This is a genomic window from Streptomyces sp. NPDC093097 (assembly GCF_044754325.1).
In the GTDB taxonomy this organism is placed as follows: Bacteria; Actinomycetota; Actinomycetes; order Streptomycetales; family Streptomycetaceae; genus Streptomyces.
In genome coordinates this window covers 88,467-103,907 of sequence record NZ_JBIVOW010000015.1, presented here as the reverse complement: position 1 = coordinate 103,907, position 15,441 = coordinate 88,467, and the positions used below count along the sequence as shown (strand labels likewise).

At 72.7% G+C, this 15,441-nt stretch carries 14 protein-coding genes; 13 read left to right on the top strand and 1 reads right to left on the bottom strand.

Going from position 1 to position 15,441, the window contains the following annotated elements:
* Positions 1-4: 4 nt before the first annotated feature.
* Genes ACIQE0_RS24660 through ACIQE0_RS24600 form a run of 13 tightly spaced genes read left to right on the top strand, consistent with a single transcriptional unit; the run spans position 5 to position 14,508 of the window.
* A complete protein-coding gene (locus ACIQE0_RS24660) occupies positions 5-1,543 on the top strand; it encodes a right-handed parallel beta-helix repeat-containing protein (protein ID WP_402335953.1) in 1,539 nt (512 codons plus the stop codon).
* 1 nt (position 1,544) lies between these two features.
* Entirely contained in the window at positions 1,545-2,849 is a 1,305-nt protein-coding gene (locus ACIQE0_RS24655; RefSeq protein WP_402335950.1) for an O-antigen ligase domain-containing protein, read from the top strand.
* A gap of 2 nt (positions 2,850-2,851) precedes the next feature.
* Positions 2,852-4,075 carry a glycosyltransferase gene (locus tag ACIQE0_RS24650; RefSeq protein ID WP_402335947.1) on the top strand — a complete coding sequence of 408 codons (1,224 nt, stop codon included), beginning with the start codon at positions 2,852-2,854 and terminating at the stop codon, positions 4,073-4,075.
* Positions 4,072-5,307 carry a methyltransferase domain-containing protein gene (locus tag ACIQE0_RS24645; RefSeq protein ID WP_402335944.1) on the top strand — a complete coding sequence of 412 codons (1,236 nt, stop codon included), beginning with the start codon at positions 4,072-4,074 and terminating at the stop codon, positions 5,305-5,307. Before ACIQE0_RS24650 ends, ACIQE0_RS24645 begins: the two co-directional genes overlap by 4 nt.
* Positions 5,304-6,131 (top strand): glucose-1-phosphate cytidylyltransferase, encoded by an 828-nt coding sequence (locus ACIQE0_RS24640; protein ID WP_402335941.1) that lies wholly within the window; start codon positions 5,304-5,306, stop codon positions 6,129-6,131. The genes ACIQE0_RS24645 and ACIQE0_RS24640 overlap by 4 nt, the downstream gene beginning before the upstream one ends.
* Positions 6,128-6,775: a PIG-L deacetylase family protein gene (locus tag ACIQE0_RS24635; RefSeq protein ID WP_402335938.1), complete on the top strand. Its 648-nt coding sequence runs from the start codon at positions 6,128-6,130 to the stop codon at positions 6,773-6,775. Before ACIQE0_RS24640 ends, ACIQE0_RS24635 begins: the two co-directional genes overlap by 4 nt.
* Before the next feature lie 3 nt (positions 6,776-6,778).
* Positions 6,779-7,804 carry an NAD-dependent epimerase/dehydratase family protein gene (locus ACIQE0_RS24630; protein WP_402335935.1) on the top strand — a complete coding sequence of 342 codons (1,026 nt, stop codon included), beginning with the start codon at positions 6,779-6,781 and terminating at the stop codon, positions 7,802-7,804.
* Positions 7,801-9,075, top strand: coding sequence for a DUF4910 domain-containing protein (locus ACIQE0_RS24625; protein ID WP_402335932.1), 1,275 nt, complete (start codon positions 7,801-7,803; stop codon positions 9,073-9,075). Before ACIQE0_RS24630 ends, ACIQE0_RS24625 begins: the two co-directional genes overlap by 4 nt.
* Positions 9,072-10,391: a hypothetical protein gene (locus ACIQE0_RS24620; protein ID WP_402335929.1), complete on the top strand. Its 1,320-nt coding sequence runs from the start codon at positions 9,072-9,074 to the stop codon at positions 10,389-10,391. Before ACIQE0_RS24625 ends, ACIQE0_RS24620 begins: the two co-directional genes overlap by 4 nt.
* Positions 10,388-11,335, top strand: a complete 948-nt coding sequence (locus tag ACIQE0_RS24615; RefSeq protein WP_402335927.1) for a glycosyltransferase family 2 protein — start codon at positions 10,388-10,390, stop codon at positions 11,333-11,335. The genes ACIQE0_RS24620 and ACIQE0_RS24615 overlap by 4 nt, the downstream gene beginning before the upstream one ends.
* Entirely contained in the window at positions 11,332-12,564 is a 1,233-nt protein-coding gene (locus ACIQE0_RS24610) for a polysaccharide pyruvyl transferase family protein (RefSeq protein WP_402335924.1), read from the top strand. The genes ACIQE0_RS24615 and ACIQE0_RS24610 overlap by 4 nt, the downstream gene beginning before the upstream one ends.
* Before the next feature lie 11 nt (positions 12,565-12,575).
* Positions 12,576-13,127 carry a dTDP-4-dehydrorhamnose 3,5-epimerase family protein gene (locus ACIQE0_RS24605; protein ID WP_402335921.1) on the top strand — a complete coding sequence of 184 codons (552 nt, stop codon included), beginning with the start codon at positions 12,576-12,578 and terminating at the stop codon, positions 13,125-13,127.
* A gap of 7 nt (positions 13,128-13,134) precedes the next feature.
* The gene (locus ACIQE0_RS24600) at positions 13,135-14,508 is read left to right on the top strand and encodes a glutamate-1-semialdehyde 2,1-aminomutase (protein ID WP_402335918.1); all 1,374 of its coding nucleotides are present in this window, start codon (positions 13,135-13,137) and stop codon (positions 14,506-14,508) included.
* A 52-nt stretch (positions 14,509-14,560) separates the two neighbouring features.
* Here ACIQE0_RS24600 and ACIQE0_RS24595 read toward each other — a convergent pair whose 3' ends face one another.
* Positions 14,561-15,241: a phosphatase PAP2 family protein gene (locus ACIQE0_RS24595; protein ID WP_402336119.1), complete on the bottom strand. Its 681-nt coding sequence runs from the start codon at positions 15,239-15,241 to the stop codon at positions 14,561-14,563.
* Positions 15,242-15,441: the final 200 nt, after the last annotated feature.

Sequence of the window (15,441 nt, the reverse complement as noted above, 5' to 3'; positions counted from 1 at the left end):
GCGCGTGGGGATAGAGAGGCGGCACTGGGCGTGGGCGGCGGCACCGCTGGCGCTGGCCCTGCTGGCGGCGACCGGCTGTGCGGGCACGCACGGCGGCCAGGCGAAACCGACCGCTGCGCCCGTCACGTTCGGGGCACCGTCCACGTCCGTGGCCCGGGTGTGCGCCGCACCCGCGGCCGGGCCGGCGAAGGCGCCGGCGGGCGCGGTGACGGTCGATCCCGCGGTGGTCGGCGACCTGGCGGCGAAGACCAAGGACAATCCGCCGCACACCACGTTCTGGCTCCGCCCTGGCACGCACCGGCTCGACCCGGATCGCTACGCCCAGGTCGTCCCCAAGAATGGGGACCGGTACCTCGGTGCGCCGGGCGCGGTGCTCGACGGCCGAAAGGAGAACCAGTACGCGTTCGGCGGCACCGCCCGCGACGTCACCCTCCGCTTCCTGACCGTGCAGGGTTTCGTGGCGCCGCAGAACGAGGGCGTGGTCAACCACGACTCGGCCGAGGGGTGGGTGATCGAGCACGCGACGATCCGGAACAACTCCGGGGCCGGGCTGATGGCCGGTGCCCACCAGCGGGTCCGCGCCAACTGCCTGCGCGACAACGGGCAGTACGGCATGAACGCCTACACGAGCGGCGGCCATGTCGGCGACCTGGTGGTCGAGGGCAACGAGATCACGGGCAACAACACCGGCGACTGGGAACGGCGCCGGCCGGGCTGCGGCTGCACCGGAGGCGTGAAGTTCTGGGCCGTCGACGGCGCCGAGGTACGCGGCAACTGGGTGCACGACAACCGCGGAACGGGGTTGTGGGCGGACACCGACAACAACGACTTCCGCATCGAGAACAACGTGATCGAGGCCAACGACGGCGCCGCCCTGATCTACGAGACCAGTTACAACGCGGTCATCCGGAACAACACGATCCGGCGGAACAACTGGGTCGAGGGCCGCCGGGCCGCCGACCGTGGCGACGACTTCCCGTTCGCGACCGTCTATCTGTCCGAGTCCGGTGGCGAACCGCGGATCCGCGCGCGCACCGACAAGATCGAGATCTACCGGAACGTGCTGGAGAACAACTGGAACGGGATCACCCTGTGGGAGAACGCCGACCGGTTCTGCAACAGCCCGGCCAACACCTCGTCCGGAGCCTGCACGTTGCTGGTGCGGGACACCGGCCGCTGTGCGAAGCCGGCGATCGCCCGCGCACCGCTCTACGCCGACTGCCGGTGGAAGACCCAGCGGGTGGACATCCACGGCAACCGCTTCGTGCTGGACACCTCCGTCGTCAACTGCACGGCGAAATGCGACCGCATGGCGGTCCTGGCCAACTACGGAACCTATCCGGACTGGTCCCCGTACAAGGGCGACGGGGTGGCCGAGGCGATCACCGGCCGGCAGCACAACCGCTGGCACGACAACGTCTACGTCGGCCCGTGGACGTTCGTCGCCCACGATCCCAGCCGGGTCCTCGACTCCGGGCAGTGGCAGGGCGCGCCGTACCGGCAGGACGCGGGCAGCACTCTCGACCCACAGGCCGGTGGTTGAGATGGGCGGGGACCTGACGCGCGGTGCGCTGCCGGGCGGACCGGACACGGCGGGCACGCACCCCGGCGCGGAACCGCGGCCTGCCGGCACACCGAAGACGGTCGGGATCGTCTGGGGATTGCTGGTCCTCAACACGCTCGGCTCCGCCGGGGCGAAGACCATCGTTCCGCTGCCCCGCTCCCTCATCCAGTTGGTCACCATGGGCGCGCTGGTCGCCGCGTTCGCGCTGGCGCTCGTCCTCAATCCCCGGCTGCGGGTGCGACCCAGCGCCCCCTTGTCCCTGCTCACTCTGCTGCTGGTGACGAGCGTGATCTCCAGCGCGCGCCTGGAGTCCGGGTTCGGCGCGCTGTTCCGCTGCGCCCGGCTGGCTCTCTTCGTCGGCACGCTGTGGCTGCTCAGTCGCTGGTGGGACGGCGGCCCGACGTTCGTCCGGCACCACATCCGGATGTACTTCGCGGTGCTCGGGTCGGTGGCCGCCGGCCTGGTCGTCTCACCGGGTGCGGCCCTGCCCGACCTCTACGGCGGGCGCCTCGTCGGCGCGTTGTGGCCGCTCACCCCGCCGCAGATCGGGCAGTACGCCGCGGTGATCATCGGGCTCACCGTGCTGCTCGTACTGGGCCGCCGGACCGACCGGGCCGGCGCGGCGGTCGTCATCGTGCCGTCGCTGATCCTGCTCGCGTTGACCCACACCCGGACGGCCACGCTCGGCCTGTTCATCGGGCTGGCGTTGGCGATCGGCTCGCTCCTGCTGACCAGCGCCGCGGCCCGCCGGTTCTTCACCTGGGCGGTGCTGTGCGCCGCGGTGGCCGCGGTGGCGCTCGGTTCCGTGCTGGAGGCGTGGTTCCTGCGCGGGCAGAGCCAGGAGAACTTCTCCAATCTCACCGGCCGGGCCAAGGTCTGGGACGCCCTGCTGGCGGCGCCCCGGACGACCGCGGAGCAGCTGTTCGGCGTCGGCCTGGGCGACAAGTCCTTCGGCGGGCTGCCGATCGACAACAGCTGGCTGGCCGTCTACCACGAGCAGGGTCTGATCGGCATCGCCCTCGTGGCGGCGCTCCTCCTCGTACTGGGCGGCGTGGCGTTGCTGCGGCCGCCGTCGCTGCCGAGGGCCTGCGCGATCTTCCTGATCAGCTACTGCGCGATCGCGTCGTACACCGAGGCCGGGCTGGGCGACGCCTCGCCGTATCTGCTGCATCTGACGGTCGCCGCCGCGCTGTTGGCGGCGCCTGCCGCGGCCCCGCCCGTCCCGACGCCCGTGGTTCCCCGACGCCGCATCCCGCGACGGGCCCAGAGATCGGAGGTGACCTGACCATGCATGTCCTCGTGGTGCACAACCGCTACGCCTCGGCGCAGCCGAGCGGGGAGAACAAGGTCGTCGACCAGGAGGCGGCGCTGCTGCGCGCGGCCGGCCACCGGGTCGAGGTGTTCGAGCGGCGCAGCGACGACATCGCCGCCCGCTCCCTGCTGAGCAAGGCCGCGGTGCCGCTGCTGGTGCCGTGGAACCCGGCGGTCCGCTCGGAACTCGCCGCCCGGCTGCGCGCCGAGCGGCCGGACGTGGTGCACGTCCACAACGTCTTCCCGCTCCTGTCGCCCGCGGTGCTGGCCGCCTGCGCCGACGCCGGCGTGCCCGCGGTGGCCACGCTGCACAACTACACCCAGGTCTGCCCGCCCGGCACGTTGCAGCGGGACGGCCGGCCGTGCACCGAGTGCGTCGGGGCGGCGCCGCTGCCCGCCGTCCGGCACGGCTGCTACCGGGGCTCCCGGCTTGCGACGGTGCCGCTCGCGGTCAGCCTGTCGGTCAACCGCCGGCGGTGGTGGTCCGGCGTGGAGCGGTTCCTGTGCATCTCGGCGGCGCAGCGCGATGTCCTGGTGCGGGCCGGCATGCCGGCCGAACGGCTCGCGGTGAAGCACAACTTCGTGCCCGAACCGGACGTCCGCCGAGCGGGCGCCGGCGCGCATCTGCTGTATCTCGGTCGGCTCGCGGAGGCCAAGGGCGTGCGGCTGCTCATGGCGGCGTGGGACGAGATCGCAGCGGACGGCGGGGTGGGCGTGCCCCTCGTGATCGCGGGCACGGGGCCGCTGGAGCGAGAGGTGTCCGCCTGGGCGGAGGGGCGTGACGACGTGTGCTACGTCGGCCTGTTGGACCCGGCTCGGTGCCAGCAGGCCGTCGCGCGGTCGGTCGCCGTGCTGGCTCCCTCGACGTGGCTGGAGGCGTTCGGCCTGGTGGTCGTCGAGGCGATGGCGGCGGGGGTGCCGATCGTCGCCGCCGGTCACGGCGCCTTCGTCGAACTCGTCGAGGACGGGGTGACCGGGCTGCTGCACCGGCCGGGCAAGGCCGCCTCGCTCGTGTCCTGCATACGCCGGATCGCGGCCGAGCCGGCCCGCAACCGGGAGATGGGCCAGGCGGCCCGACGCCGTTACGAGCAGGGTTTCTGCCCGGCCGTCGGCCTTGAGCGCCTGGTGGATGCGTACCGCACCGCGATCGCGGGTCGGACGGAATCAAGGGGGACGGAATCAATGGGGGGCAGTAGATGACACGATGCCGACTCTGCGGCTCGGAAGCGCTGGCGAGCGTCGTCGACCTCGGGGCGACGCCACCGTGTGAGAGCTTCCTCGCCGCGGACCAACTGGACGCGGCGGAGCCTGCGTACCCGCTGCACCTGCGGGTCTGCACCGACTGCTGGCTGGCGCAGATCCCGCCGCTGATCACGCCGGAGGAGACGTTCACCCAGTACGCGTACTTCTCCTCCTTCTCGGCCTCCTGGGTGGAGCACGCCCGCACGTTCGTCGCCGACGCCGTGCGGCGCCTGGCTCTCGGCCCCGACGCCTTCGTGGTCGAGGTCGCGAGCAACGACGGGTACCTGCTGCGGCACGTGGTGGACCGGGGGATCCGCTGCCTGGGCATCGAGCCGTCGGTGAACGTCGGTGCCGCGGCACGGGAGAAGGGTGTGCCCACGCACACGGAGTTCCTGACCCCGGACACCGGCTCGGCCGTCCGCGCCGAGCACGGCCCGGCGGACCTGGTCGTGGCCAACAACGTCTACGCGCACATCCCCGACGTCGTCGGGTTCACCCAGGGGCTGCGCGCGCTGGTCGCCGACGACGGCTGGGTCTCCATCGAGGTGCAGCACCTGCTGACCCTGATCGAGGGGAACCAGTACGACACGATCTACCACGAGCACTTCCAGTACTACACGGTCGCGTCCGCGATCCGGGCGCTGGCGAGCGGCGGACTCGCCCTCGTGGACGTCGAGTTGCTGCCCACGCACGGCGGCTCCCTCCGGCTGTGGGCCCGGCCGCTCGAGGTGGCCGGCGAGCCGTCGCCCCAGGTGGCCGACGTGCTGGCCCGGGAGAAGGCCGCCGGGCTGCAGGAGCTGTCCGGCTACACCGAGTTCGCCGGACGCGTGGCCAAGGTCCGCCGGGACCTCCTGACGTTCCTCATCGGGGCGGCCGAGCGCGGCGAGACGGTCGTCGGCTACGGCGCCCCGGGCAAGGGCAACACCCTGCTCAATCACTGCGGCATCCGCCCCGATCTGCTCCCGTACACCGTCGACCGCAACCCGTACAAGCACGGCAGGTTCACCCCGGGCACCCGCATCCCGATCCTGCCGCCCGAGCAGATCGCCGCCGACCGACCGGACTACGTCCTCGTCCTCCCGTGGAACCTGCGGGACGAACTGGTCGAGCAGTTGTCCTTTGTGCACGCCTGGGGCGGCCGGCTGGTCTTCCCCATCCCGGAACTGAGCATTGTCGAGGTCACGCCATGAAGGTCGTTCTGTTCTGCGGCGGTTACGGGCTGCGGATGCGCAGCGGAGCCGCCGACGACATGCCCAAGCCGATGGCGATGGTCGGTCCGCGGCCGCTGATCTGGCACGTCATGCGCTACTACGCGTACTTCGGGCACACCGAGTTCATCCTCTGCCTCGGGTACGGGGCACAGCACATCAAGGACTTCTTCCTCACCTACGAGGAGACGACGTCCAACGACTTCGTGCTGCGGGGCGGGCGGACCGAGCTGCTGTCCACCGACATCGCCGACTGGACGATCACGTTCGCGCAGACCGGCGTCGAGTCGCCGATCGGGGAGCGGCTGCGCCGGGTGCGGCACCACCTGGACGGCGAGGAGATGTTCCTCGCCAACTACGCCGATGTGCTCACCGACGCCCCGCTGCCGGAGATGATCGACTCCTTCGCCCGGCGCGATGCCGGTGCGTCGATGATGGTGGTGCCGCCGCAGTCCTCGTTCCACTGCGTGGACCTGGGCGAGGACGGCCTGGTCGGGGGCATCACCGCGGTGAGCGAACTGCCGCTGTGGGAGAACGGCGGCTACTTCGTGCTCCGCCAGGAGGTCTTCGACCACATCCCCGAGAACGGGGACCTGGTCGCGGACGGATGCGGCCGACTCGCCAAGCGGGGCCGGTTGGTGGCGCACCGGCACCGCGGCTTCTGGAAGCCGACCGACACCGTCAAGGAGCGGGCCGCGCTCGACGCCGCCTACGCCCGGGGCGATCGCCCGTGGGCCGTGTGGGAACGGGACGGCGCGGGGGCGCGCGCGACCGGCAGCAGGGACTGCGCCGGAGCGCGGGCGTGATCCGGCTCGGGGCCGAGCGCCTGGACCGGATCGTCGCGGTGGGCGCGCACTGCGACGACCTCGCCATCGGCGCCGGCGGCACGCTGCTCACGCTGTGCCGCGCGCGGCCGGGCCTGCGCATCGACGCGCTGGTGCTCTCCGGCGGTGGCAGCGAGCGGGAGCAGGAGGAACGGGCCGCGCTCGCCGCCTTCTGCCCGGGCGCCGAACTGCACCTGACCGTGGACAAGTTGCCGGACGGCCGACTGCCCGTGCACTGGGACGAGGCCAAGGCCGCGGTCGAGGAGCTGCGCGCGGGCACGGAGCCGGATCTCGTCCTTGCCCCGCGCACCGACGACGCGCATCAGGACCACCGCGGCCTGGCGCAGCTGATCCCCACCGCGTTCCGCGACCACCTCGTGCTCGGCTACGAGATCGTCAAGTGGGACGGCGATCTGGGCCGCATGGCGGCGTACCAGCCGCTGTCGCCGGAGATCGCCGAAGAGAAGGTGCGACTGCTGCAGGAGCACTACCCCTCGCAGCGGCACCGACCCTGGTACGACCGCGAGGCCTTCCTCGGTCTCGCCCGCATCCGCGGCATCGAATGCCATGCGCGCTACGCCGAGGCGTTCGCCGTCACCAAACTCACTCTCGACCTGGGGGAATGAACCTTGCGCGTACTGCTGACCGGGCATCTGGGCTACCTGGGCACCGTGATGGCCCCGATCCTCACCGCCGCCGGGCACGAGGTCGTCGGCCTGGACGCCGGCCTGTTCGCCGACTGCGTCCTGGGCCCGACGCCCGCGGACCCTGCGGGGCACCGGGTGGACCTCCGTGACGTCACGGCCGCCCATGTGGCCGGGGTGGACGCGGTGATCCATCTGGCCGCGCTCTCCAACGACCCGCTCGGATCGCTGGCGCCGGAGCTCACCTACGCCATCAACCACCATGCGTCCGTGCGCCTGGCGCGACTGGCCCGCGACGCCGGGGTGCGGCGTTTCCTGTACGCCTCGACGTGTTCGGTCTACGGCGCCGCCGGCGGTGACGACCTGGTGACCGAGGACGCCCCGCTGCGCCCGGTGACGCCGTACGCGGAGTCCAAGGTGCGGGTGGAGGACGACCTGCACGCGCTGGCCGACGGCGGCTTCAGCCCGGTGTACCTGCGCAACGCCACCGCCTTCGGCCACTCACCGCGGCTGCGCGCCGACATCGTGCTGAACAACCTGGTGGGCCACGCGCTGCTGTCCGGCGAGGTGCTGGTGCTCTCCGACGGCACCCCCTGGCGCCCCCTGGTGCACGCCGTCGACATCGCCCGGGCCTTCGCGGCCGCGCTGGACGCGCCGCGGGAGGCGGTGCACGACCGGGCGTTCAACATCGGCAGTGAGATCAACAACGTCACGGTCGCCGAGATCGCCGAGCAGGTCGCCGAGGCGGTGCCCGGCTCGCAGGTGAAGATCACCGGGGAGACCGGTGCCGATCCGCGGTCGTACCGGGTGGACTTCTCCCGGTTCCGCGCCGCGATCCCCGGCTTCGACTGCGCGTGGACGGTCAAGCAGGGCGCGCTCGAACTCGCCGACGCCTACCGGAAGTTCGGGCTGACCCGGGAGGGCTTCGAACGGCGCTTCACGCGGCTCGCCGTGCTGCGCGCGGCGTCCGAGACCGGCGCGGTCGACGACACCCTGCGGCGGCGCCGATGACCGGGCTCGGCGCAGAGATGCACGCGCTGGTGGAGCGGTTGTACCCGCTGTGCCGGAGCATCACCGGCGACGGTGTGCGCGACACCCTGGACATCGTCGGCGAGTACGTCCCGCTCACGGTGCACGAGGTGCCGACCGGGACGCAGGTGCTCGACTGGACGGTGCCGCAGGAGTGGAACATCCGGGACGCGTACATCGCCGACGCCACCGGCAGGCGGGTCGTCGACTTCGCCGCGTCCAGCCTGCACGTGCTCGGCTACAGCGTGCCGGTGTCGGCGACCATGCCGCTGTCCGAGCTGCGCGGGCACCTGCACACCCTGCCGGAACACCCGAGTTGGGTGCCGTACCGCACCAGCTACTACACGCCGGACTGGGGGTTCTGCCTGGCGCAGGAGACCCTGGACGCGCTGCCGGACGGCGCGTACGAGGTGTGCGTCGACTCCACCCTCGCGGACGGTCACCTCACCTACGCCGAGCACGTGGTCCGCGGTCAGGTCCCCGACGAGGTGATCGTCTCCTGCCACGTCTGCCATCCGTCGCTGGCCAACGACAACCTGGCCGGTATCGCGGTGGCGACGTTCCTGGCCCGGGCGCTGGCCGAACGGACGCCGTACTACACCTACCGGTTCCTCTACGCGCCCGGCACCATCGGGGCGATCACCTGGCTCGCCCGCAACGCCCAGCGGATCGACCGGGTCAAGCACGGCCTGGTGCTGGCCTGCGCCGGAGACCCGGGCCACCTGACGTACAAGCAGAGCAGACGGGGCGACGCGGAGATCGACCGGGTGCTGCGGCACGTGCTCGCCGCCTCCGGACGCCCGCACCGTGTCGTGGAGTTCACCCCGTACGGCTACGACGAGCGGCAGTACTGCTCCCCCGGATTCAACCTCGGCGTGGGGTCGCTCAGCCGGACCCCGTACGCCGCCTATCCCGAGTACCACACCTCGGCGGACAACCCGGACTTCGTCTCCCCGGAGGCGATGGCGGACACCCTCGCCGTCTGCCGCGAGGCGTGCGCCGTACTGGACCGCAACCGGCGCTACCTCAACCTCAGCCCCTACGGCGAACCTCAGCTGGGGCGACGCGGGTTGTACGACGCGCTCGGCGGCCGCAGCGACACCAAGCAGGCCCAGCTGGCCATGCTCTGGGTGCTCAACCTCTCCGACGGCGAGCACGCTCTGCTGGACGTCGCCGAGCGGTCCGGGCTGCCGTTCGACACCGTCGCCGCCGCGGCCGACGCCCTGGGCGCCGCCGGGCTGATCAAGGCATGACGCCGATGACCACCGGGGGGAAGCAGACGACGGTATCGGCGGCCCCGGCCGGACCAGCCCGGCGGACCGCCAAGCGGGCCATGGTCGGCCGGCTGTCCTGGGGACTGGCCGACCAGGCGGCCTCCAGCATCTCCAACTTCGTGGTGGGGATCTATGTGGCCCGCTCGCTGGGGGTGGCCGCGTTCGGCGTGTTCAGCCTGGCCTGGGTGACCTACGGCGTGGTGCTCAACGTCTCCCGCGGACTGGCCACCGACCCGCTCGTGGTGCGCTTCAGCAGCGTGCCGGCCGCGTCCTGGCGCGCGGCGGTGGCCCGGTCCTCGGGCACCGCGCTCGGCCTCGGCACCGCCCTCGGCGCGGCGTGCCTGGTGGTCGGGCTCGCCCTCGGCGGCCGCGTGGGGCCCGCGTTCGCCTGCCTCGGCGTCGTGCTGCCGGCGCTGCTGCTGCAAGACGCCTGGCGGTTCGCGTTCTTCGCCGCCGGCACCGGGCGCAAGGCGTTCGTCAACGACGTCGTGTGCGGCGTCGCGCTCGTCCCTGCCATGGTGGTGGCGACCCACGTGGGCAGCGTGGCCGCCTTCCTGCTCGCCTGGGGCGCGGCCGCCGCGGTGGCCGCGGGGTACGGCTGCCTCCAGTCCGGCATCCGGCCCCGGACGTCCCTGGCGGGCGGGTGGCTGCGCGAGCAACGCGACCTCGGCTACCGGTACCTGGTCGAGAACGTCGCCCTGAGCGGTGCGAGCCAGCTGCGGGCCTACGGGCTCGGCGCGATCGTCGGGGTCGGCGCGGTGGGTGCGGTCCGGGGCGCAGAGCTGCTGCTCGGCCCGTTCCTCGCGGTGCTGATGGGGCTTTCGCTGGTCACCGTCCCGGAGGCGGCGCGGGTGCTGCGGCGGGCCCCGCAGCGACTGGGCTCGTTCTGTCTCCTGCTGGGCGGCGGGCAGGCCGCGGGCGCGCTGCTCTGGGGCGGGGCGCTGCTGCTGGTGCCGGACCGGCTCGGCGCGCTGGTGCTCGGCGACGTGTGGCCCTCCGCCGCGCAGCTCATCGTGCCGATCACGCTCGGTGTCGCGGGCGCCGGTCTCGGCACCGGCGCGGCGGCCGGGTTGCGTGCGCTCGCCGCGGCCCGACGCAGCCTGCGCTGCCAGCTGTTCGCCTCCGCCTGTTACGTCGGTGGCGGGCTCGGCGGGGCGGTGGCCGCCGGCACCGTCGGCTCGGCCTGGGGCGTCGCCGCCGCGACCGTCAGCGGCTCGGCCGTGTGGTGGCTGCACCTGCGGTCCGCCCTGGACGAGCGCCACTCCTCCCCCACCCCCGAAGTGAGGACCTCATGACCGCCCGACCGAGGCTGAGCATCGGCCTGCCCGTGTACAACGGCGAGGAGTACCTGGCCGAATCGTTCGAGGCCCTGCTGGGCCAGACCTACGAGGACTTCGAGCTGGTCGTCTCCGATAACGCCTCGACCGACGGGACCCAGGACATCTGCCGCGCGTACGCGGCGCGGGACCCGCGCATCCGGTACCTCCGGCTGCCGCGGAACATCGGCGCGACACCCAACCACAACCGGGTGTTCGTCGAGTGCCGCGGCGAGCTGTTCAAGTGGGCCTCGCACGACGACCTCTACGGCCGCGACCTGCTGCGACGCTGCGTGGAGGCGCTGGACGAGCGGCCGGACGTGATCCTCGCGCACACCGGCCAGGCGGTCATCGACGGTGCCGGCGAGGTGAAGGTCCCGTACGAGTACGGGCTCGCCACCGACTCCCCGCACGCGCCGGAGCGCTTCCGCAGCCTGCTGTTCGAGCCGGGCGGCGACGACTTCTACGGGGTGCTGCGGGCCGATGTGCTGCGCCGGGTGAGGCCGCTCGACAGCTACCACCACGCGGACCGCACGTTCGTCGCCGAGCTCACCCTGCACGGGCCCTTCCACCAGGTGCCGGAGTTGCTGTACTTCCGCCGCGACCACCCCACCCGGGCCGAGCGGGCGAATCCTTCCAAGCGCGCCCGGTGCGTCAACCTCGACCCGCGCCGGGCGGGCCCGCTGCACCCGACGCCCCGTCTCCTCGCCGAGTACGTCTGGGGTTTTGCCTCGGCGATCCGGCGGGCGCCGCTGTCCTCGGCCGACCGGCGAGCGTGCCACCGCCACCTGGCCGCGTGGATGACCAGCCGGGTCCGGCCGGGCACCGGCGAGCGGGTCGAGGACCGCGCCCCGGTCGACCCGGCCCAGCTCGGCGTCTCCGTCGACGCCCTGGTCGCCGGCCGCGAGGGGAGGCAGCCATGAGGCCCGGGGACGAAACTCCGGTGCGCGTCGGGGTGTTCGGTCTGCTCGGCTCCGGCAACCTCGGCAACGACGGGTCGCTGGAGGCCGTGCTCGGCTACCTCCGCGCCGCGCACCCGGGCGCGGTGGTGGACGCGCTGTGCGGCGGCCCCGAGGTCGTCACGTCCCGGTACGGGATCCCCGCGACGCGGCTGCACTGGTACCGCGGGGAGTACCGGACGGCGTCCCGTGCGGGCGCGATCGCGGCGAAGGGGCTGGGCAAGCTCGTCGACGCCTTCCGCACCGCCGCGTGGGTCCGCCGGCACGACGTGGTGATCGTGCCGGGCATGGGCGTCCTGGAGGCCACGCTGCCGCTGCGGCCGTGGGGCTTCCCGTACGCACTGTTCCTGCTCTGCGCGTCCGGCCGGCTGCTGCGCACCCCGGTGGCGCTGGTCGGCGTCGGCGCCGCCGCGATCGGCAACCGGTCGACCCGGGCCCTGGTGCGCTGGTCGGCGCGGCTGGCCGCATACCGCTCGTACCGGGACGACCAGTCCCGCGACGCGCTGCGGGCGATGGGCGTGGACACCGCGGACGACGCGGTCTTCCCGGACCTCGCGTTCTCCCTGCCGACGCCGGAGGCCGGCATGCCCGCGGGCCCGCCGGGCCTGGTCTGCGTCGGCGTGATGGCCTTCCGCGGCAGCGACGACGACCGCGCCCGGGCCGAGGAGATCCACCGGCGCTATCTGGACGGGACGACGCGCTTCGTCCGCGCGCTGGTCGAGGACGGCAGACCGGTCCGGCTGCTCACCGGCGACCGATGCGATGCGCCGGTGGTCACAGCGATCCTCGACGCGGTGGACTCGCCCCTGGTCACCGCCGCCGAAACGTCCTCGCTCGCCGACCTGATGAAGGAGACGGCGACCGCCGACACCGTGGTGGCGATCCGCTACCACAACCTGATCTGCGCGCTGAAGGTCGGCACGCCGACGCTCGCCCTCAGCTATGCGGCGAAGAGCGACGCGCTCATGGCCCGGATGGGTCTTGGTGCGTACCGCCACCCGGCCCGCGAGGTCGACGCCGACCGACTGCTGGAGCAGTTCCGGGCCTTGGAGAAGCACGCGGCGGAGCTGCGGCGGACGCTCACCGAGAAGAACCTGATCGCCGCCCGGCAACTCGACCACCAATTCGCCGCGTTGACCACGGCCCTGTTCCCTGCGGCCCACCACGCCCACGCCTTGCGGGAGGCTCCATGAACGCGCCCGGCATGACAGCGACCGAAGTCCCGGCGATCGCCGGTGCGTACCTGTTCGAGCCGACGCCGTATGCCGACGAGCGCGGCTTCTTCTGCCGCACCTTCGACGCCGACGTGCTCCGCTCGGTGGGCCTCGACCCGCACGCCTTCGTCCAGGACAGCGTCTCCCGCTCGGCCCGGGGCGTGCTGCGCGGCCTGCACCTGCGCTCCGGCGCCGGCGAGGCCAAACTGGTGCGCTGCTCGTCCGGGAGGATCTTCGACGTCGTCGTGGACCTGCGGCCGGATTCCCCGACCTACCTGGGCCGGGCCTTCTTCGAGCTGTCCGACGCGACGCAGACGACCCTGTACATCCCGGCGGGGTGCGCGCACGGCTTCCAGGCGCTGACCGGGACCGCCGACACCTCGTACCGGATCGACCGTCCGCACGATCCGGCCGAGGACGTGACGATCGCCTTCGACGACCCGGAGCTCGCCATTGCCTGGCCGCTGCCGGTCACCTCGATGTCCCAGCGGGACCGGGAGGCGCCGAGCCTCGCCGACGCCCGGAAACGAAACGAGAGTTGAGGTCGGCGTGACCACCGAAGACATCGAATCACTCCCCCTGACCCGGTCGCGGCAGGCGAACGAGCGGCTGCACGCCCTGATCCCCGGGGGCGCGCACACCTACGCCAAGGGCGACGACCAGTACCCCGAGAACCTCGCCCCGGTCATCAGCCACGGCCGCGGTGCCCACGTGTGGGACGTCGACGGCAACCGCTACGTCGAGTACGGCTCCGGACTGCGGTCGGTCAGCCTCGGGCACGCCCACCCCCGCGTGATCGAGGCGGTGCGGCGCGAACTCGATCGCGGCAGCAACTTCGTGCGGCCGTCCCTCATGGAGGTCGAGGCCGCGGAACGCTTCCTGGCCACGGTGCCCACCGCCGAGATGGTGAAGTTCACGAAGAACGGCTCGGACGCCACCACCGCCGCGGTGCGCCTCGCCCGCGCCGTCACCGGGCGCCCCAGGGTGGCCGTCTGCGGCGACCAGCCGTTCTTCTCCGTCGACGACTGGTTCATCGGCACCACGCCGATGTCCGCCGGCATTCCGACGGCGACCACCGAACTCACCGTGACGTTCCCGTACGGGGACCTGGCCGCCACGGAAGAATTGCTGACCCGTCATCACGGCGAGATCGCCTGCCTGATCCTCGAACCCACGGGCCGGACCGAGCCTTCCCCGAGCCCTCAACCGCGTTCGGGCACGACAGACCCCACTCCCGGCTACCTCGCGGGCCTGCGCCGACTGGCCGACCGGCACGGCTGCGTCCTGATCTTCGACGAGATGATCACCGGCTGCCGCTGGTCCGAGGCGGGCGCCCAGGGCCTGTACGGCGTCGTCCCCGACCTCTCCACGTTCGGCAAGGCGCTGGGCAACGGGTTCGCCGTCTCCGCGCTGGCCGGACGCCGCGAGCTGATGGAGCGGGGTGGGCTGCGGCACTCCCACGACCGGGTGTTCCTGCTGTCCACCACGCACGGCGCGGAAACGCACTCCCTGGCGGCCGCGATGGCCGTGCAGGCCACCTACACCGAGGAGGGGATCACCGCGCAACTGCACGCCCTCGGCGAGCGGTTGGCCGCCGGTGTCCGCGACGCCGCGGCGAGCATGGGCGTGGGCGACCACGTCGTCGTCCGGGGCCGGGCCAGCAACCTGGTCTTCGCCACCCTCGACGAGAACCGGCAGCCGTCGCAGCAGTACCGCACCCTGTTCCTGCGCCGACTCCTCGCGGGCGGCGTGCTGGCCCCGTCGTTCGTGGTGAGCAGCGCGCTCGACGACGCCGACATCGACCGCACCGTCGAGGTGGTGGCCCAGGCATGTGCGGTGTACCGGAAGGCACTGGACGCCGCCGACCCCACCCCCTGGCTGGGCGGGCGGCCGGTGAAGCCCGTCTTCCGCCGCTTGCCGTGACGTGACGTGACGTGACGTGACGTGACGTGACGTGACGTGACGTGACGTGACGTCAACGACGTTCCCATCGACCGGCGTCGGCCGTCCGATCGACCAGCCAGTCGGCCGCCCGGTCGACCAGCCACGCGGTCGCCGGCGTCACCGCCAGCGCGGTGCACCAGCCGCCGAGGACGTCGGTCGGGTAGTGCGCGCCCAGGGCGACCTGCGCCCATCCCATCGCGCCGCCGGCCACCAGCCCCGCGGCGCACACCAGCAGGGTGCCGGCCGCCCGGCCGAGGCCGAGCCGGCCGGTCACGAGCAGCGCCACCACGAGGGAGAGCGCGGTGAGGAAGGCGGTGTGCCCGCTCGGGTAGGACAGGTTGTCGCCGTGGATGGTGCGTCCCACCAGGGACTTGGTCAGCGTCGCGGTCCCCACCGGCAGGCTGGTCCCGGCAACCGCGAACACCGCTGCGCGCGGACGCCTGAGCAGCAGACAGCCCGCCACGGCGGCCACGACCAGCGTCGCCGATCCGGCGGGCTCCCCCAAGAAGTCCATGGCCAGCGCGACGTGCCGCCACGACGGCCCCACACCGTCCACCGCCGCCCCGACCCACGCATCCACCGTGCCGGGCTTGCGGCCGTCGCCGTACAACACCCCGAGCACGACGACCACCAGCGCGGCGAGGGCCGCAATCGGCCCGAGCCAGGCACGCAGCGAGGGGGGCAGCACCACGGGCGCAGTTCGGCCGCTCACGCGCCCACCGCGTCCGGTCGGCCTGTATGCCGCCGCGGGAGCCGGCAGCCCGTGCAGACCGTGCAGCCCGTGCAGCCCGTGCAGCCCGTGCAGCCCGTGCAGCCCGTGCAGCCCGTGCAGCCCGTGCAGCCCCGAACTCGCCTGCCCGACCATCGTCCTGGCCAAGCCATCGGGAACAGCGACCGGTTGTCAACCCGTCC